The organism is Dickeya oryzae (assembly GCF_009372235.1).
GTDB classification, from domain to species: Bacteria; Pseudomonadota; Gammaproteobacteria; order Enterobacterales; family Enterobacteriaceae; genus Dickeya; species Dickeya oryzae.
This window is the reverse complement of the sequence record NZ_SULL01000021.1, coordinates 1-19760: the sequence shown is the minus strand read 5'-3', so window position 1 is coordinate 19760 and position 19760 is coordinate 1. Positions and strand designations below refer to the sequence as shown.

Genomic DNA, 19760 nt, shown 5'->3' with positions numbered 1-19760 from the left:
TGAGCGGATCACAATTTCATTTATCCGCTCATCAGTTGTTTTCAGTCATTCACTTGCAGCCAACTCAGCCAATAAAAGGAAAGCCTGTTTTATGTCCACTGTTTCCGCTTATGTTCCGCTATCCGGCATCTCGCTGGCGGATATTCTCGCCAGACGCGACTGGGAAAACCCGGCCTGCCCACACATTCGTCGCCTGGACGCCCATCCGCCCTTTTCCAGCTGGCGCGACCTGAATGCAGCACGCGACGATGCCCCTTCCGGCCAGCGTCAGTTACTGAATGGCAAATGGACCTTCAGCTATTTTGCTCGCCCGCAAGCCGTACCAGAACAGTGGCTGACACAGGATTTAAACGATGCCGATCAGATTACCGTTCCCTCTAACTGGCAGTTAGCAGGATACGACGCACCGATTTACACCAACGTTAAGTACCCTATTCCCGTCAACCCACCGTTCGTACCAGAAGACAACCCTACCGGGTGTTACTCGCTCACATTTTCAGTCGATAATGACTGGCTGGCGCAAGGGCAAACCCGCATCGTATTCGACGGTGTTAATTCTGCTTTTCATCTGTGGTGCAACGGCCAATGGGTCGGTTACTCTCAGGATAGCCGCTTGCCAGCAGAGTTCGACCTGACACCTTGTCTGCAGGTGGGAGAAAACCGGCTGGCAGTGATGGTGCTGCGCTGGTCTGACGGCACCTATCTGGAAGATCAGGATATGTGGCGCATGAGTGGCATTTATCGCGATGTCTACCTGCTGCATAAACCGACGGTACACCTGCGCGACGTGCAACTCACCACGCCGTTGCGACACAGCTACACCCAAGGTACGTTGTGCGTCACCGCGCTGGCCAACCTGCCGGAAGACCAGGCTGAACACTGGCAACTGACGGTACAGTTATGGCGGGGCGAACGCCTGGTGGGTGAACAACGCAAACCGTTCGGCACCCCGGCGATAGATGAACGCGGTGCCTATCACGATAGGGTGAGTCTGCAACTGGAGGTGGCGCAGCCCGCCTTGTGGAGCGCGGAAGACCCCAATCTGTACCGGGCGGTGGTGGCGCTGGAGTGCGACGGCACGCTGGTGGAAGCAGAAGCCTATGACGTCGGCTTTCGTGAGGTTGCCATCCGTAACGGCTTGTTGTTGCTCAACGGTCAACCGCTGCTGATCCGCGGTACTAATCGCCATGAGCACCACCCGCAGCACGGTCAGGCGATCGATGAAGCGACCATGCGGCAGGATATCCTGTTGATGAAACAGCATAACTTTAACGCGGTACGCTGCTCCCACTACCCTAATCATCCGTTGTGGTATCGGCTGTGCGACCGCTATGGCTTGTACGTGGTCGATGAAGCCAATATCGAAACCCACGGCATGCAACCAATGAGCCGCCTGTCCGACGACCCGCGCTGGTTACCCGCTTATGCCGAACGCGTCACTCGCATGGTACAACGCGACCGTAATCATCCCTGCATTATTATCTGGTCGTTGGGCAATGAATCTGGCTACGGCCATACCCATAGCGCGCTTTACCAATGGGTGAAACAACAAGACCCCACCCGGCCGGTGCAATACGAAGGCGGCGGTGCCAATACACCAGCGACCGACATTCTGTGCCCGATGTATGCCCGCGTCGATCAAGACCAGCCCTTCCCCGCCGTCCCGAAATGGTCCATCAAAAAATGGATTGGCCTGCCGGGTGAACACCGTCCGCTGATTCTGTGCGAATACGCGCACGCGATGGGCAACAGTTTTGGCGGCTTTGACCGCTACTGGCAGGCATTCCGCCAGTACCCACGCCTGCAAGGTGGCTTTGTCTGGGACTGGGTGGATCAGGCGCTGCTGCGTGAACAAGACGGCAAAACACACTGGGCCTACGGCGGTGACTTTGGTGATAAACCTAACGACCGTCAGTTCTGCCTCAATGGTCTGGTGTTCCCTGATCGCACACCGCACCCGGCACTGTACGAAGCCCAGCGCGCCCAGCAATTTTTCCAGTTCAGCCGCCATGACGATGCCCCGCTGACGCTGACCGTCACCAGTGAATACCTGTTCCGCCACAGTGATAATGAAGAGCTGCACTGGCGCATTATGCAGGATGACGTGCTACTGGCATCAGGCCAGGTAGCGCTCGATATCGCACCGCAAGGGAGTCAGACACTTACCTTGCTGGAGCAGGTGCCTGCCCCGCAGCACCACGCTGATATGTGGCTGACCGTAGAGGTCATTCAGCCGAAGGCGACCGACTGGTCACCAGCGGGTCATCGCTGCGCCTGGGAGCAATGGCAGTTGCCGATGCCGCTGGCACGTCCGCTGCCACCTGTTCATGATGGCAAGTCTCCCTCATTGAGCCAAACCGATGAGCAATTCGAGGTGACACTCGGCCAACAGCGCTGGGTGTTTAACCGCCACAGCGGCTTGCTGACACAGTGGTGGCGTGATGGGCAACCTCAGTTACTCAGCCCGTTGCAGGATAATGTGACCCGCGCAGCACTGGATAACGACATCGGCATCAGTGAAGTCGATCGTATTGACCCGAATGCCTGGGTAGAACGCTGGAAACTGGCCGGATTGTACCAGTACGACACCGACTGCCAGTACATCCACGCCGACACCCTCAGCGACAGCGTACTGATCACTACCGAGCACATCAGCCACTATCAGCAACAGGTGTTGTTCATCAGCCGTAAACAGTGGCGAATCGATGCGCGCGGCGTCTTGACGGTAAATGTCGATGTCGAGATTGCCCGTCACTTGCCTTCACCAGCTCGCATCGGCCTTTGCGTGCAACTGGCGGCAGTCAACCCACAGGTCAGCTGGCTGGGACTCGGCCCGCATGAAAACTACCCCGACCGACGCCTTGCCGCGCTACACGGCCGCTGGCAACAACCGCTGGAGTCGATGCACACACCCTATATTTTCCCATCGGAAAACGGCCTGCGCTGTCACACCCAGGAATTGTGCTACGGCGACTGGCTTATCGAAGGTGACTTCCACTTCGGCATCAGCCGCTACAGCCAGCAACAACTGATGTCATGCACCCATCACCATCTGCTGCAACCAGAAGCCGGTACCTGGCTTAATCTGGATGGCTTCCACATGGGCGTTGGCGGTGACGACTCCTGGAGCCCCAGCGTTGCACCAGACTTCCTGCTGACGGCCCCTCGCTACCGCTACCAGTTGCAACTGCGGTTACGCTAGTTTTTATCCCACTTAGCCTTAGCGGGCTGGCAGCATTCTGTTGCTGTCAGCCCGCTGTTTTTCCATCACCACACAACGAAAATGCAGCTTTATCGCCGCAATCATGTGAAAAAAACGGCATATTGCGCATTCCCTCGCCAAACGCATCAAAAATGTGGTTTACACCTTTGACATGGCCGACGGACCCCGTTATTATGCGCCCCGTTCAAACGATTCCTCTGTAGTTCAGTCGGTAGAACGGCGGACTGTTAATCCGTATGTCACTGGTTCGAGTCCAGTCAGAGGAGCCAAATTTAGAAAAAGCAGATGTCGAAAGGCATCTGCTTTTTTGCTTTTAATTTAGCGTTAGGACGCAGATAAGGAACGGTATTCCAGTTCCGCTTGACGCCAAAAACCGGGAGATGCTTCTGTTCCGCACTAACGACGAACTGGAACAGGCTCCCGACAGCCACGATTAAATGCCGTCAATGAGGAAATCTATTGCGGCTTTTACCTGATTACGGTACTGCGACGCATCACAGAACACCGCACCCAACGCCTGCACAGGGATACTTGCCAGCTCGTGCGTCATTACGGCGTATTCTTTGCCGTCCGTCAGCCTGACGACGGGGACAAGGCGATCCGGTCGGCGGCCTGCCGGGTACTTTTCAACAGGGAGCAACGGGATCACTATCCGACGATTCAACTGCCCAATAATATCGCTCGTGACATCGAGCAACAGCGGGTAAATGGCGCTTTTCCCGGTATTACCGTATACGGTGAATTGCATGGTTAAAACGTCCTGTATTCGTCACTGAAACAGCCGTGCTCATCATGAAAACGATTTAATGCGTCAATGGCTTCCCTGTTCTCTTCCTGCCATTTGTTCGCTTCATAACGGCGAAGCTCCGCATCCAGTGCGGTTGTCAGGGTGGCACTCAGGTTAATGCCCGCTTCACGCGCCCGGACCAGTAAGGCACGCTCTACCGTCATGGTCACGCTCTGCGTGTTGCGTTGTTTCGCGGTCATGATTGCTCTCCCATATGAGATACGTGTGCATTACACGGCATAATACACTTACCATAACACCAAAAACAGGCCCGGCTACCGTTTCCGTCCTGCAAACGTCATCGTCAGCCGCCATACCTGGGCCGTTGTTTACAGCAATCAGCGGTGTAAAAATGCCGTTTGCGGGATGTGTCAGCAACACTGATCCTACCCAGCTATTGTGGACACAGCGCTAATCGAGGTTGTGGTTTTCAGTCTGGGAATATAGGGGCAATTCCACCGAGAGGCTTGACGCTGCCTCAGCCATGAGCCATTTTTTGAACCGTACACACTTTTCGTTCTGACCCAGGGCCTTTGGCGACAGCAGACAATAGCTGGAACCATCGCGAATAAAACCGTAAGGAGCATATAGCTGCCCACTTTCCAGTTCGTCCTGCACCATCAGGAACGAAACCATAGCCATCCCTAAGCCAGATGCCGCCGCCTGAACACACAGGTAGAAATGTTCGTAGTCCACGCGGATGCTGCCTTTCATTGAAACACCCGACAAGCGTTGCCAGTCCGACCATGCTTTCGGCCGCGTTCCAGAGTGCAGCAATCGCACACCGTCAAAGCACACTTTGGATCTCTCCTTTGCACGGGTTACCGGCCCCATCCACTCATCACAGATTTTCTCGGCATGAACATCCTGATCCCAATGGAAGTCATCGCGACGTAGTGCCATATCGACACCGGACCTGGCGAAATCAATCGGTCCACCGGCAGCCACAAGATGTAGGTTAATATCAGGGTTTGCACTATGAAACGCGGGAAGTCGGGGAATCAGCCATTTCATGGCGATGGTCGGCTCACAGGACAGCACAATCACATCTTCCCGCGCCGACTGCTGCAATCGATACACGGCACCTTCGAGTTGCTCAAACACCGAGGTAGTCGTCGCATGTAATAAGCGCCCGGCTGCGTTCAGGAAAATCGCCCTGTTACGTCGTTCGAACAACTCGACACCCAGAGCCTCTTCCAAAAGCCGCACCTGCCGACTGACGGCGCCATGTGTCACATGCAGTTGTTCAGCCGCTTTCACAAAGCTGCCGGTTTGAGCTGCCGCTTCGAAAAAGCGGAATGAGGCCAACGACGGAAGTTTCATATCCACGACGAAATTTGACAGATTTCCTTCAAGATAAATCGCTTTTCTCTCCGATGCAAGAACCCAATAATTTAATCTCAACTGCACAAAAACAAACGAAAAAATAAATATTGGGGTAATAAATGGAGATATTATCGTCTAAAACGAACATTGTTGAGCCAAGATTGAAACAGGCTGCAAGTCATAATTGCATCAACAATCTGTGCAAAATCATCGCCAAAAAAGACTACATCATACTGCCATCCGAAATGACCCAGTCGCTGCTCTCCGCTGAGGATGAAGACATGCTGGACGACTGGACCGAATTCCAAGAGAGCTGGAACCGACTGGAACAAGACAAGTTCATGAAAGACGGTGGGACGTATCGGTTTCGACGCCACGGGGTCTACAGTGCCACATCGACCTCGGGCGTCCAGATTGAACCATCACAACCCCACTATCAGAGTGTCACATACAACACCCTTAACGGCGGTGTTGCCCGACATTTCGCCCCCATTGAGCCGTCGATTGCTTCAGGGAGGATTTTGATGTCGGCGCTGGAACTGTGCCGAGCCACATTTAACAACCTGGCGCCTTTCTACGATTGGCATATTGAGGTTCATCAATTCCGGATCGTCGCTACCAGTGCGGAAGCATTGCCCACTCCAGAAGGAATACACCGTGACGGTGTAAGCTTCGTATTCATGATGCTGGTCAACCGCGTCAACGTACTGAATGGCGAAACGGGCATCTACGACAGAGATCGCCAGAAGCTCGCCCGCTACACGCTGTCAGTCCCTCTCGACGCTGCTATCGTCAACGACGAACGCACCATGCATGGAGTGACGCCAATCCTTGCAAGCGATCCCACCCAACAGGGTTATCGCGATGTCCTCGTCATCACCTTCAACAAGCGCTGACACCGTCTGTGGAGCGACCCGATCGTTCCACAACATTTGAATGGAGTTTTAAAACAATGAACGAACTGATTGCAGTAGCCACCATCACAATTCTGGCCGTTATCAGTCCCGGTCCCGATTTCGCGATGATCACCCGAAACAGTTATGCCTTCGGAGCACGCACCGGCCTAATTTCTGCGTTTGGTATTGCCTGCGGCGTACAGATCCATGTGATGTATACGGTACTGGGTATCGCCGTAGTCATCGTCAACTCGCCCCTGCTGTTCATGACAATGAAGGTACTGGGTGCCTCTTACCTGATCTACCTCGGGTACAAATCGCTGACCAACAAAGCAGTGCTCAAACTCGGAGAGGCCTCCGGTTCTGCGCCATCTACATTGGCGGCTTTCCGCATGGGCTTCCTGACCAACGCACTCAATCCAAAAACGATGCTTTTCGTTGTCGCGACCTATACCCAGGTTGTCCATGCGGACAGTCCGATGAGCCACAACTTCGCCTACGGCCTGTTCATGTCGGTATCTCACTGGATCTGGTTCAGCATCGTTGCACTGTTCTTCGCAGCGCCAGCCATGCGCCGTCGTTTGCTCGAACACCAGCTTACTGTCGACAAGTTCATCGGCGTTGCCCTGATCGTGCTCGGTACATCCCTGGCTTTTACAAATGTCAGCGCCTGATGAAGGAAGAGGATATGATGAAAATTGCCTGTATTGATCTCGAAGGTGTTCTGATTCCAGAATTGTGGCCACAGATAGCGCAAGCCAGCGGTATCGAAGCTCTGTCCATCACAACGCGGGAGGAACCCGACTACCCCGCACTGATGCGCTTGCGTATCGAGCATCTCCGAAAAAACGGCCTACGCCTGCCGGACGTGCAAGCGATGATCGCGAAAACCCAGACTTATCCCGATGCGGTTGTATTCCTCCAACAACTCACTCAACAACGAGGCTACCGGGTCCACATAGTCTCGGATTGTTTTTACGAACTGGCTGGCACATTACTTGATGCTCTTGGCTCACCAGAGTCGTTCTGCCACTCGCTGGAGACAGATGCGGACGGCTGGATAACCGGATGTGCATGGGCTGATCGAAATGGCAAGGAGGAACACATATCCCGCTTACTGGAGCAGGGTTGCCACGTTCTAGCCGCAGGTGACGCCTTCAACGATCTTGCCATGCTGCGCCTTGCGCACAACGGCTTCCTGGTTCGCCCGTCGCAGGCGACAATGACGGCAGCCCAAGACCTGACTGTGGTGGAACACCTGCACGAAATCATCGAGGCCATCAGTGCTGTGGAACCGTCATCAGACAAATGCATATCACGGTCTGGGCGATAGTCCCATAAACAATATTGGTTCGCCTCCAAACCAGAGACATATTCATTCCACTATGGGGTTAAGGTTGTTGGTACTCGCGTCGCTACATGCCGCCTCAGCCTGAGCCTCACTGTGTTACCAGTTAATCGCGATAACGATAAGACGTATCCCGTGAAACGCCCATGATTTTGCAGACTTTAGATACGTTGCTGAGCTCTTCAGCGAGGTTGAGCAAACCAGCTTTGTGTTTGACAACGAGATTGGTAGTATGAGAGTTACCTTGTGTTTTGTATAAGGCTTCGATACCCCTATCAAAACCGGTAACTCTCAACCTCTCAAGGCCATGTGTCAGATCTCGTCACGACTAATACAGCATATACAATGTAGGGCAAGGTCAGTCCAAATATCGACTTGTTCATTTCCCGATTCACCAACCGTATAATTATTTTTATCTCATCACTTTTTCAAAACGAAAAAGATCCTCGTCAATATCTCCACGCGTCTCTTCTACCGCTACATCCTTATAATTCGGATCTTTATGTCTTGCGTTGTAGAATTCAACAATATGAAAACCCAACTTATTTATATAAAAATGGATATTCCTTTTGTCAAAATAGGGGGTATGCGTTTCCCATACTTTTGTCTCTGGATGAAGACGCTCAATATTCTTCCAGATCCCCATACCAACACCGTGGTTTTGACATCCGGCGTTGACATAGAGAAAATCAAGATGGTTGATACCACTCTTTTTGTTTACGGTAATAATAGCGCCACCGACGACTTCACCATCAAGAATCGCAAAATAAGACTCAGCATTAGGGGCGGAAAAAGAATATTCTATATCTTGCTCTGGAAGAATAGTGCCCGCACACTCTCCAAAAACCGCTTCAAACCCGCTTTGAAAAGAATTTTGCACATCCCTGAAAAGCCTAACTTTTTCACTTTCAGTTACAGGAATCAACCTGATTTCTTTCATGAACTATCGCCTTAACAAAATAGATCTCATTTCATGAGACAATAAAAATTTGCCTTAAAGGTTCTATCGATCCATTTATGAATGGCGAATGATAGCGGAATAACAGCAACGCTCAAGCTCCTTGCTTTGGAGGAGGCTAACCGTGTTCGGGTTTCTGATAGTGTTTCAATGTGACGAACGCTACCGCAGCCAGCAGCATTATCATGCTTGCTGCCGTCAACAAAACAACACTATGTGAACTGGAAAATGCGACACGTCCAGCCTGTGCTAAAGCAATACCGGTTTCCCCCAGGTGCTCCGCCACAACCATCGTATCGCTGATGGAACTGGCCGCCCTGGCGTGAAAGCCGATTGGCAAATCAGCGGGCAAATTGATGGTCTTTTCGTAAGCCATGGAAAGGAGCACACCAAAGAAAGTGATCCCAAGTCCGGCACCAAGTTCATAGCCTGTCACTTCCAGCGAACCGGTCGCACCAGCCTTGTCCGGTGGCGCACTATTCATGATGGCAATAGATGACGCAGTCAGACCGATGCCGAGTGCCATACCCAATACCGTCAGCAACGTGATAGTGGAAATAGTCAAGTGGTAGAAATCGCTTATGCTGAGCCCTGCGAGGCACATCGCCGCCGCCAATAGGGAGGCGGAGGCTACATTGCGAAGTCCAAACAGTACTGTCGTATAACCCGCCAATGGGCCCCCCAGTCCTGAGCCAATAGCGAGCGGCACCATAAAGAGACCCGCCTGTAACGGGGAGTAACCCACCACGAATTGCAGTTCCTGAGCAAGTGTCAATTCCACGCCTGTCAGCGCGCCGCTGGCAACCAATGCCATGATGATACCAACACAGATAGCTGGCTTACTGAATAAGGAGAGATCCAGCATTGGGTCGACGCTGGAAAGCTGCTGACGGGCAAACCAGGTGAGCAGGCCCAGTCCTACCGCTAATATCAGGCAGGTGATAAGCAAAGAGGCTTCAGCCTTGAACCCGGATTTTACAGCGTAGACAGTGGCTATCAGGCCCGCAATCAGAACCAGAGCCTGTCTGATAGCCCACTGTCCTCTTACCGTTGGCCTGTGATGCGGCAAGCTTAAATAAGCCAGTGGCAGGACAATCAGAATGACTGGCACGTTGATCAGAAACACCGACCCCCACCAGAAATGTTCGAGTAACGCGCCTCCTCCGAGCGGGCCAAGTGCAGCACCAGCCGACCCAACAGTCCCCCAGAGCCCCAGAGCAATACCCCGCTCTTTGGGATCATCGAAAGTATGTCGGATGATAGCGAGCACATTAGGCATCACCATCGCGCCCCCCACCGCAAGCAGAAGGCGTGCAGCAATCAGGAAACCTGCCGTGGGTGAGAAAGCGGCAGCTAGCGAGGCGAGCATAAATACGAACAGGCCTATCAGCAGCATACGTCGATGACCAACCCTATCTGATAATGTCCCCATGGGAACCAGTAACCCGGACATGATGAGAGGATAGATATCAATGATCCACAACACCTCGGTTCCACTGGCACTTAATGCCAGGGTAACAGAAGGCACTGCGATGTGCAGAATGGTCATGTCTATGATGATGGGCAAAAATGCCAGAAGCACCGATAGCAAGACTAACCAGCGATGTCGAAGGGACAGCATCTAAAAACCTCTGTGCGCTGAGAACAATTGCACTGAAATACACGGGTCAGTAATATATATCCGTCCAGACGGTTTTAAAAGGGGAGAGTGATGGGCCGACATAAAACAATAGATCGAGAGTTATTGCTTAACGCTGCCGAAGCGGTGGTTCTAAGCGTTGGCGCCGGTAACCTGACTTTTGATGCCGTGGCCAGACAGGCCGGTGTCAGCAAGGGGGGAGTACTTTATGCCTTTGCCACCAAGGATGAGTTAATTGATGCAATGTTGCGCCGAGTCATGGCCAATTACGATCGCATTGTTGAGGAGTTTCTGGCGATGCGGGGTGACAGTCCAGAAACCCGCATTCATGCCTATATCGAGGCCAACCGGAGTGAAGATGCTGAAGTGATTACGCGCGCTGTCGCCCTGATGGCGAGCTTTATGCGGGCCCCCGTATCCCTGGCCGAAGCCAATGCCTTCTACCAAGATCTGTTCGCGATGTTCGATACTTCCACGCAGGCGGGTCGTCGTCTGAGGCTTGCATTGCTGGCAACAGAAGGCGCATTTACCCTAAAAGGCTTTGGGTTTTACGCCTTCAGCGACCAGGAATGGCAGGAGGTCCATGATGATATCATCGCCATATTGCTTACCTGATACAGGTGCTGCCAAAACGATGACGTCCTCTAAGGCGCCACCTGATTTCGCCATCTTCTTATATAAATCAATAAGCTAAAAAAAATAAACTTGTATTTATAATGCAAAAATCAATTTTTGACCGCGCTACGCGTAATAATGTGGCTCACCCCCATCGAAAACACTAATAACAGGATGGGAACATGTAAGTATCCCGGTAAACCGAACCATTCACTTTTCTCTGCTCGACTAGAAATTTAGATATGTCTGGTGGACTGCATTAGAGTTTTCTTAGCACAAAGCAGTGGACATTTTCAGTTTTCCCTCTGCATCGGAAGAATGTGGTGGTCGGATTTGGGTCAGGTTATGACAATCTATCTGCTATTAGTCATCAAAGCAAAATAAAAAATAAGTTAACCAGCCCATTTTAAATAACTCTCTACCCCCGTCTTAATTACAGAGTGAATTACATCAATTGAAATACTTTCAAAAATCTTATTCCCATCTGGAATATTTGATTTTAAAAATACAAATAAAAACAAAACATGAAGATTTATAAAAAATCATCAAATAAACTTACACAAAAACAGAATTATTCATTTGGTCATAAAACACACTCATTACAAACGTGATGCCATATCAAATATCGAATTGAGATTTCGAGGTCATATCACCACAAGCACCCTCACAATCGCAGAGAGTATTTCGCTAAAATCACGTGTGTTACCCTTTATTCTATGAGAGCCCTCTAACATCCTTCTAATTATTCCGTCATATTTAATAAACCTACGTTGTATTTAATAATGAGATTGTTAGTATGCAACACGAGCGTTACCGCTTTTTGTTTTGATTTACGTTCCTGCACCTTTATCAAAACAGGTAACTCTGAATCTTTCAAAAGGATGTGTCAGATTATATAGGGACTAATTCATATGAGTAATAACAAAGAGCACCGTTCATTAAATAACTCTTCCTCGTTTCCATTATCAACCGCTCAGCAAGGCATCTGGTTAGCACAGGAAGTGAATCAGGATGCCCAAGCCAATGTATTCAAGGTTTCCAAATATACCGATATTGGTGGTCAGGTAGATGCCAATATATTGAAGGTGGCTATTGCTCAGGTAATTGAAGAAACCGAGTCGTTCCGATCAGTCATTGATGCCTCAGGCCCCACACCGGTACAGCGAGTGTTGGAAGCACCACGCTGGGCGTTTCCAACTCTGGATTTCAGTACCGAACAGTACCCTGAGCAATGTGCCATCCAATGGATGCGGGAAAACCTGAACCAGCCTTTTGATATTGAGCGGGGGCCACTTTTTTCATTTGCCCTGCTGCGCATCTCGCCTAACCGGTTTTTCTTTTACCAGTGCTCTCACCATGTGGTGATCGATGGTTACAGTGGAACCCTGATAACACGCCGTATTGCCGATATCTACTCGGCACTGATGCAGGGGCAGACGGTGTCAGAGCACACCTTTGGCAGCATTCAGGACCTGATGACGCTGGAGCAGGATTACCACACATCCAGCCATGTTGAGCGTGACCGTCAATACTGGCTGACGTTGATGCAAGACGCACCGGCCCCCGTCAGCCTCGCCAACCAGCAGGCACGTTGTGCGGACATTGTCAGACAAGCGCGGGCTATGAACCGTCAGGAAAGTCAGCGCGTTCGTGACCTGGCCCGCCAGCACGATGCCAGCCTTGCGCAGTTATTGACCGCCCTGACCGCCATTTATCTGTACCGGATGACCGGCCAGAACGACCTGGTCATGGGGTTGCCGGTCACGGCGAGGATGACCCGTCAGCATCGAAGCCTGGCGGGTATGTCGTCCAATATCGTCCCGATGCGCTTAACTCTGTCAGCCGACCTGACCCTCAGCGAGTGCCTGCAACAGGTGAAAGGCCGGTTAAGCAGTGCGCTGCGCCACCAACGCTACCGGGGCGAGCAGTTAAGAACCGACCTCGGCCTGGCGACAGAGAACCGGACATTTTATGCCACCGCGTTCAACTTCCTGCCGCTGTCAGGCGAGGTGACGTTCGATGGCCTGAGCACCGCCGAGCATAATCTGGCCTTCGGCCCGCTGGACGACCTTTCCATCACCGTCTCCGACCTCGGTGAGCATGGCCTTGAATTTTACCTGGACGCCAATGCGGCCTTGTACAGCACCGCTGATCTGGACAGCCATCTCCAGCGTCTGCTCTGTTTTATCGCTGAGGCCGACCAGCATCAGGAGCAGCCTATCGGCGAGCGGGAGCTGTTTGTCCCCGGCGAACGAGCCCGCATTCTGGATCAGTGGAATGCCGCTCAGCTCGCCGGTCCTGTCAGCGACTATATCCATCAGCCGTTTGAAGCACAGGCACGTCAACAGCCAGACGCGATAGCGTTGTCACTTAACGGTAAGACGCTCAGCTACGGTGAGCTAAACCGCCGGGCCAACCAGCTGGCCTGGTGGCTGCGCCAACAAGGCGTAGGGCCGGACAGTCGGGTCGGTGTAGCACTGGAGCGCAGTCATGCGCTGGTTATCGCCCTGCTGGCAACCCTGAAAGCCGGGGGTGCTTACGTGCCGCTGGACCCGGATTACCCGGAGGATCGGCTGTCCTACATGATCAATGACTGCCAGCCTGCGGTGCTGATCACCAGTCAGTCTGTCCGCGCCCGGGTCAGCCTCCTGTCTGTACAGTCCAGTGCGACTCACCTGATTGAACTGGATGGTGAAACCACACCGTGGCAGCAATGCCCGACAGACAACATCACCCCCAGCGACATAGGCCTGGAGCCTCATCATCTGGCGTATGTTATCTACACCTCCGGCTCGACCGGTCAGCCCAAAGGGGTGATGAATGAGCACCGGGGCGTGGTCAACCGTCTGGCCTGGATGATTGAAGACTACGCCTTCGACGCGCAAGACATCATTCTGCAAAAAACCCCCTTCAGTTTTGATGTCTCGGTGTGGGAGTTTTTCTGTCCGTTATGGGTCGGCGCAACCCTGCTGCTGGCTAAACCGGAGGGCCACAAAGACCCGTATTACCTGAGCACACTGATTGAACAGGCACGGGTGACTATCGCCCACTTTGTCCCGCCGATGTTGAGCCACTTTCTCAGCGTGCTGAAACCCGGCCAGTGCCCCAGTCTGCGAGCGATATTCTGTAGCGGGGAAGCCCTGCCTGCCGCCGCCATCAGGCAAACGGGTAGATATTTACCCCACACTGAACTACACAACCTGTATGGGCCGACGGAAGCCGCCGTGGACGTCACCGGCTGGGCCTGCGCCTATGATACCGACAGCATGCTGGTCTCCATCGGTCGGCCCAAAGCCAATGTTCGTATGTATATTCTCGACCCGCAGGGACGCCCGGTTCCTGTCGGGGTGGTGGGTGAGCTCCATATTGGCGGGGTACAGGTTGCGCGCGGCTACCTGAACCGGCCAGAACTGAGTGCCGAACGTTTCATTCCCGACCCGTTTTCCTCTACACCCGACGCACGCCTGTATAAGACAGGTGATTTGGGGCGCTGGCACGCCGATGGCACCATTGACTATCTTGGCCGTAACGACTTTCAGGTCAAGATTCGCGGTTTTCGCATCGAGCTGGGTGAAATTGAGTCCTGCGCACGCCACTGTGCCGGTGTTACTGACGTCATCGTCATGGCCCGAGCGGATCAACACCATCAGCCACGGCTGATTGCCTGGTTTACCGGTCATGCTGGAGTAGCCGAGCTACATGCACATCTTGCCGCGCAGTTACCGGTTCATATGTTGCCGGGCGCGTATATTCACCTCGATACTCTGCCGCTGACGCCGAATGGTAAGGTCGATCGCAAGGCCCTGCCGGAGCCCACTGAGCACGATGTGGTGCGCACCGAATACGAAGCCCCACAGGGTGAGCGCGAACAGCTTTTGACGACGCTCTGGCAGGATCTGCTCGGTATCGACCACGTTGGTCGCCAGGATCATTTCTTCGCACTGGGCGGCCATTCCCTGCTGGCGATTACCTTGCTCGAACGTTTGCGCCGGGCCGGTTATACGCTCTCTGTCAGTCAGCTGTTCAAACAGCCAACACTGGCCGCTCTCGCCGCCACGCTCACCCAAACCATCACGACCGACGCCGTACCAGCCAATAAGATCCCCCAGCATGCAGAACAGATCACCCCGGCCATGCTGCCGCTGGTGGAACTGACGCAGTCGCAGATCGATACCGTCGTGGCCACCGTGCCGGGTGGTGCCCGTAATGTGCAGGATATCTACCCACTGGCACCATTACAGACCGGTATTCTGTTCCACCATCTGTTGCAACCGGTAGGCGATGCCTATATCACCCGCTCCATCCTGAGCTTTGAGGCACAAGCCGGGCTGGATCATTTCATTGCCGCCTTGCAGGCGGTGATCCAGCGCCACGATATTCTGCGCACAGCGGTCGTCTGGGAAGGGCTGGACGAGGCCGTGCAGGTGGTCTGGCGCGACGCGCTGATGCCGTTGGAAACGCTGGTTATACAGTCCGACGATGTTATCGGGGCACTGCACCAGAAATTCGATCCGACGCGTTTATCCATGAACCTTGATCAGGCACCGATGATCGAGGGGTATCAGGTCGCCGACCCGGCCAATAACCGCTGGCTGTTGTGCCTGCTGCACCACCATTTGTGTATGGACCACACCACGCTGGAGCTGCTGCTCGAAGAAGTGCAGGCACACCTGTTGGGCCGTGCCGACCAGCTACCCACTCCGCTGCCGTTCCGGCAGTTTGTCGCCCTCGCCCGTCAGCAGACAGATGCGCAGGCTCAGCAGGACTATTTCCGGGCACAACTCGGGGATATTGACGTGCCCTGTGCGCCGTTCGGGCTGCTCGATAGCCAGGGTGACGGTCAGGACGTCGGACGCATTGAAGAATGTCATTTACCGCTTGAAAGCGAACTGGCACAACGGCTGCGGATGCAGTCTCAGCAACGTGGCGTCACCGTAGCCAGCCTGTTTCATCTGGCGTGGGGTCGCGTGGTGCAGGCCACCACCGGGCAGGATAACGTCGTGTTCGGCACCGTGCTGTTCGGCCGTATGGCCGGAGGTGAAGGCGCTGATCGGGTGCTGGGCATGTTCCTGAATACCCTGCCATTGCGCCTGTCGCTGGGACAGGTCAGTGTCGAACAGGCGCTACGCCAGACGCAAGACAGCCTGGCTGACCTGCTGAACGTCGAGCACGCCTCGCTGGCTGAAATTCAACAATACAGTGGCGTTGATACCCAAAGTCCACTGTTCACCAGCCTGCTCAACTACCGTTACGACGGCGGTAGCCAGCAACTGGACACCACGGAGCGGTCCGGCATCACGGGGATGCACATTCTGTTCAGTCAGGAACGTACCCACTACCCGGTTAATATCTCGGTCAATGACCACCACGGTGTGGGCTTCAGTCTGGATGTTCAGGTCGACCAACGCATTGGCGCAGCACGCGCCGGTCAGATGATGCTGGCAGCGTTGGCAGAGCTGGCTAATGCATTAGAACAGACACCCGAGCAGCCCGTACCGGCGCTGAATATCCTGCCGGATGCAGAACGCCAGCAGGTGCTGTACGGCTTTAATGACACCGAGGCGGACTTCCCGGCCGATCAGTGCATCCATGAACGGTTTGAGCAGCAGGTCGCGCGCACGCCGGATGCCATCGCCGTGGTCTTCGAAGGGCAGTCACTGAGCTATCGCGAGCTGAATGAACAGGCCAACCAACTGGCACACTGGCTGATTGAATTGGGTGTCAGACCGGATCATCGCGTGGCGATTGCACTGGAGCGTCGCCCTGAGCTTATCGTGGCACTGCTGGCAACTCTGAAAGCCGGTGGGGCCTATGTGCCGATTGATCCGGGTTATGCCTCACAACGATTAAGCGACATGCTGGCCGACAGTGCGCCGGTGGCGCTGATTACCACCCGCGCGGTACGCACTACACTCATCACGCAGACCACCGCTGAGCTGGCGGTTGTCGAACTGGACAGTGAGATCGAACGGGACAGTGAGATCGAACGGAAAAGTAACGCCCAGCCGTGGGCCACCTGCCCGACTGACAATATCGCACCGGCGACCCTCGGCCTGACACCGCGTCATCTGGCTTACGTCATCTACACCTCCGGTTCCACCGGGCGGCCCAAGGGTGTCATGATCGAACATCGCAGCCTGATGAACTACCTGTTCTGGAGCCTGCAAACCTACCCGGACACCGCCGGTGATCGCGTCCCGATGAACTCCTCCATCGGTTTTGATGCCACCATTACCAGTGTATTTGTACCGATTCTGGTCGGTAAGACGCTGTATATCGTCGACAGTCAGGATGAAATCGCGTCGTTGTACCATGCGTTGGTGTCCGGCGAGCCATTCAGTTTTATCAAGCTGACGCCCTCCTATCTGGATGCATTAAGCCGTCTGCTGATCAGTGATCCGAATGGTATCGACATCGCCACGCTGCCCGGTTTGCAGCAATTCATTCTCGGCGGGGAAGCCGTGCTGGAGCGCCATGTGAGTTTCTGGCGGCAGCATCGGCCCGATGTGCGCATCGTGAATGAATACGGCCCGACCGAGACCGTGGTGGGGTGTTGTATGCATACACTGACCGATTTGCGCAGCACCGGTGCGGTACCGATCGGCCGTCCGATCGCCAACACCCGGATGTATATTCTGGATGAACACCGTCAGCCAGCACCGGTTGGGGTGGTGGGTGAAATCTATATCGGCGGGATGGGGGTGGCACGCGGCTACCTGAACCGCCCCGACCTGACAGCGGAGCGCTTTCTGGATGACCCGTTTGCTCACGAGCCTGGTGCCCGGATGTACCGCGCGGGTGACCTCGCGCGCTGGAATGCTGACGGCACCCTTGACTACCTCGGCCGTAACGATTTTCAGGTCAAAATTCGCGGCTTTCGTATTGAGCCCGGCGAAGTTGAATCGGCGTTGCAGTCATGCGACGGGGTCAGTGACGCGGTGGTCGTCGCCCAGCGCACCGATACCGGCGATCACCGTCTGGTGGCCTATTACACGCTCTCGGATACATCCGTTTCAGAGGCATCCATTTCAGAGACATCCGTTTCCATTGAGGCACTGAAACAGCAGCTCGCGCACCGTCTGCCTGATTTTATGGTGCCGTCGGCCTATGTGCCGCTGGCGCAGATACCGCTGACCCGGCATGGCAAGGTGGACCGCAACGCCCTGCCCGCGCCGGATGACAGCGCCTTTGTCCGTACCACCTACGAGGCACCGCAAACCGCCACCGAACAGGCGATTGCCACGATATGGCAGGACCTGCTGGGCATTGAGCGCATCGGGCGGCAGGATCACTTCTTCGAGCTCGGCGGCCACTCCCTGCTGGCGATTAAGCTTATCGAACGCCTGCGCCGGGTGGGGTATACGCTCGCCGTCAGCGAACTGTTCAGGCAGCCGACGCTGGCCGCACTGGCCGCCACGCTGACAGCCAGCACCACCGCTGACAGCGTACCGGCCAATCTGATCCCCCTGCATTGTGAACAGATCACCCCGGCCATGCTGCCGCTGGTGGCATTAACGCAGACGCAGATCGATGCCGTGGTGGCGACCGTGCCGGGCGGTGCCCGTAATGTGCAGGATATCTACCCGCTGGCACCACTCCAGACCGGCATTCTGTTCCACCATCTGCTGCAACCGGTGGGGGATGCCTATATCACCCGCTCCATCCTCAGCTTTGCCGAAAAGGACGGGTTGGATCATTTCATTGCCGCCTTGCAGGCCGTCATTCAACGTCACGACATTCTGCGCACAGCGGTCGTCTGGGAAGGGCTGGATGAGGCCGTGCAGGTGGTCTGGCGCGAGGCACTGATGCCGGTGGAAACGCTGGAAATCACCGCCGACGATGTCGCCGACGCCCTGCAACAGCGTTTTACCCCGGCGCAGTTGCAGATGAACGTCACGCAGGCACCGATGATCCAGAGTTATCAGGTCGCCGACCCGGCCAATAACCGCTGGCTGCTGTGCCTGCTGCACCACCACCTGTGCATGGACCACACCACGCTGGAGCTGCTGCTCGAAGAAGTGCAGGCACACCTTGAAGGTAAAGCCGACCAGTTACCGGCCCCGCTGCCATTCCGGCAGTTTGTCGCCCTCGCCCGTCAACAAACGGCTATACCGGCACAACAATCGGCACAGCAGGACTATTTCCGCACACAGCTCGGCGATATTGATGAACCCTGCGCCCCGTTCGGGCTGCGGGATAGCCAGGGCAGCGGTCAGCACATCGACGAACATCACCTGCCATTGTCAGACAAATTAGGACAACGGCTGCGGACGCAGTCACAACGGCACGGTGTCACCGTAGCCAGCCTGTTCCATCTCGCCTGGGGACGCGTGGTGCAGGCCACTACCGGGCAGGATAACGTCGTGTTCGGCACGGTGCTGTTTGGCCGTATGGCCGGTGGTGAAGGCGCAGACCGGGTGCTGGGCATGTTCCTGAATACTCTGCCGTTGCGCCTGTCGCTGGCACAGGTGAGTGTTGAACAGGCGCTGCGCCAGACGCACGACAGCCTGGCCGGGCTGCTGTGTTTTGAACACGCCTCGCTGGCTGAAATTCAGCAATACAGCAGCGTTGATGCCCAAAGTCCGCTGTTCACCAGCCTGCTCAATTACCGTTACGACGGCGGCAGTCAGCAACTGGATGCCACGCAGCGCTCTGACATTGACGGTATGCACATTCTGTTCAGTCAGGAGCGCTCCAATTACCCGGTCGACCTTTCGGTCAATGACCACGGCGGCAAACACTTCAGCCTTGATGTTCAGGTCGACCCGCGCATCGGTGCCGAACGGGTGGGTCAGATGTTACTGACGACGTTGAACGCGCTGATCGACGCGCTGGAACGCACCCCGACGCAGGCAACCAACACGCTGCCCGTGCTGCCGGAAGCGGAACGACAGCAGGTGCTGTACGATTTCAATGCAACCCATACCGTATTCCCGTCAGGTCTGTGTGTGCATGAGCTGTTTGAGCA

General features: G+C 54.6%; 11 protein-coding genes, 1 tRNA gene and 1 pseudogene. 7 read left to right on the top strand and 6 right to left on the bottom strand.

Annotation, left to right across the window (positions count from 1 at the left end; translation table 11 throughout):
* Positions 1-91: 91 nt before the first annotated feature.
* Positions 92-3202, top strand: coding sequence for a beta-galactosidase (locus FAZ14_RS19325; RefSeq protein ID WP_016943618.1), 3111 nt, complete (start codon positions 92-94; stop codon positions 3200-3202).
* Between the two features lie 214 nt (positions 3203-3416).
* A tRNA-Asn gene (locus FAZ14_RS19320) sits at positions 3417-3492 on the top strand.
* 164 nt (positions 3493-3656) lie between these two features.
* On the opposite strand, the gene FAZ14_RS19315 is transcribed toward FAZ14_RS19320, so the two are convergent.
* The 3 genes from FAZ14_RS19315 to FAZ14_RS19305 form a co-directional block, all read right to left on the bottom strand.
* Positions 3657-3971: a CcdB family protein gene (locus FAZ14_RS19315; RefSeq protein WP_019844797.1), complete on the bottom strand. Its 315-nt coding sequence runs from the start codon at positions 3969-3971 to the stop codon at positions 3657-3659.
* Between the two features lie 2 nt (positions 3972-3973).
* On the bottom strand, positions 3974-4210 hold the full coding sequence (locus tag FAZ14_RS19310; protein WP_153509040.1) for a type II toxin-antitoxin system CcdA family antitoxin: 237 nt from the start codon (positions 4208-4210) through the stop codon (positions 3974-3976).
* Between the two features lie 211 nt (positions 4211-4421).
* Entirely contained in the window at positions 4422-5333 is a 912-nt protein-coding gene (locus FAZ14_RS19305; RefSeq protein ID WP_153509070.1) for a LysR substrate-binding domain-containing protein, read from the bottom strand.
* 122 nt (positions 5334-5455) lie between these two features.
* Between FAZ14_RS19305 and FAZ14_RS19300 the strand changes: the two genes are divergently transcribed.
* The 3 genes from FAZ14_RS19300 to thrH are packed head-to-tail and all read left to right on the top strand — an operon-like array spanning position 5456 to position 7565.
* Entirely contained in the window at positions 5456-6232 is a 777-nt protein-coding gene (locus FAZ14_RS19300) for a 2OG-Fe dioxygenase family protein (protein ID WP_153509039.1), read from the top strand.
* 56 nt (positions 6233-6288) lie between these two features.
* Complete coding sequence (locus FAZ14_RS19295) at positions 6289-6906, top strand: LysE family translocator (RefSeq protein WP_153509038.1); 618 nt, start codon at positions 6289-6291, stop codon at positions 6904-6906.
* 14 nt (positions 6907-6920) lie between these two features.
* Positions 6921-7565, top strand: coding sequence for a bifunctional phosphoserine phosphatase/homoserine phosphotransferase ThrH (thrH, locus tag FAZ14_RS19290; protein ID WP_153509037.1), 645 nt, complete (start codon positions 6921-6923; stop codon positions 7563-7565).
* 124 nt (positions 7566-7689) lie between these two features.
* Here the strand turns inward: thrH and FAZ14_RS19285 are convergent.
* The 3 genes and pseudogenes from FAZ14_RS19285 to FAZ14_RS19275 all read right to left on the bottom strand — a co-directional run.
* Positions 7690-7848: pseudogene (locus tag FAZ14_RS19285) on the bottom strand (helix-turn-helix domain-containing protein); the annotation flags it as partial.
* 144 nt (positions 7849-7992) lie between these two features.
* Entirely contained in the window at positions 7993-8520 is a 528-nt protein-coding gene (locus tag FAZ14_RS19280; protein WP_016943937.1) for a GNAT family N-acetyltransferase, read from the bottom strand.
* 136 nt (positions 8521-8656) lie between these two features.
* Complete coding sequence (locus tag FAZ14_RS19275; RefSeq protein ID WP_016943936.1) at positions 8657-10159, bottom strand: MFS transporter; 1503 nt, start codon at positions 10157-10159, stop codon at positions 8657-8659.
* A gap of 90 nt (positions 10160-10249) precedes the next feature.
* Between FAZ14_RS19275 and FAZ14_RS19270 the strand changes: the two genes are divergently transcribed.
* Together FAZ14_RS19270 and FAZ14_RS19265 are read left to right on the top strand one after the other, a co-directional pair.
* Positions 10250-10792, top strand: a complete 543-nt coding sequence (locus FAZ14_RS19270; RefSeq protein WP_016943935.1) for a TetR/AcrR family transcriptional regulator — start codon at positions 10250-10252, stop codon at positions 10790-10792.
* Positions 10793-11703: 911 nt separating this feature from the next.
* A partial coding sequence (locus tag FAZ14_RS19265) for a non-ribosomal peptide synthetase (RefSeq protein ID WP_153509036.1) occupies positions 11704-19760 on the top strand: 8057 nt, incomplete at its 3' end.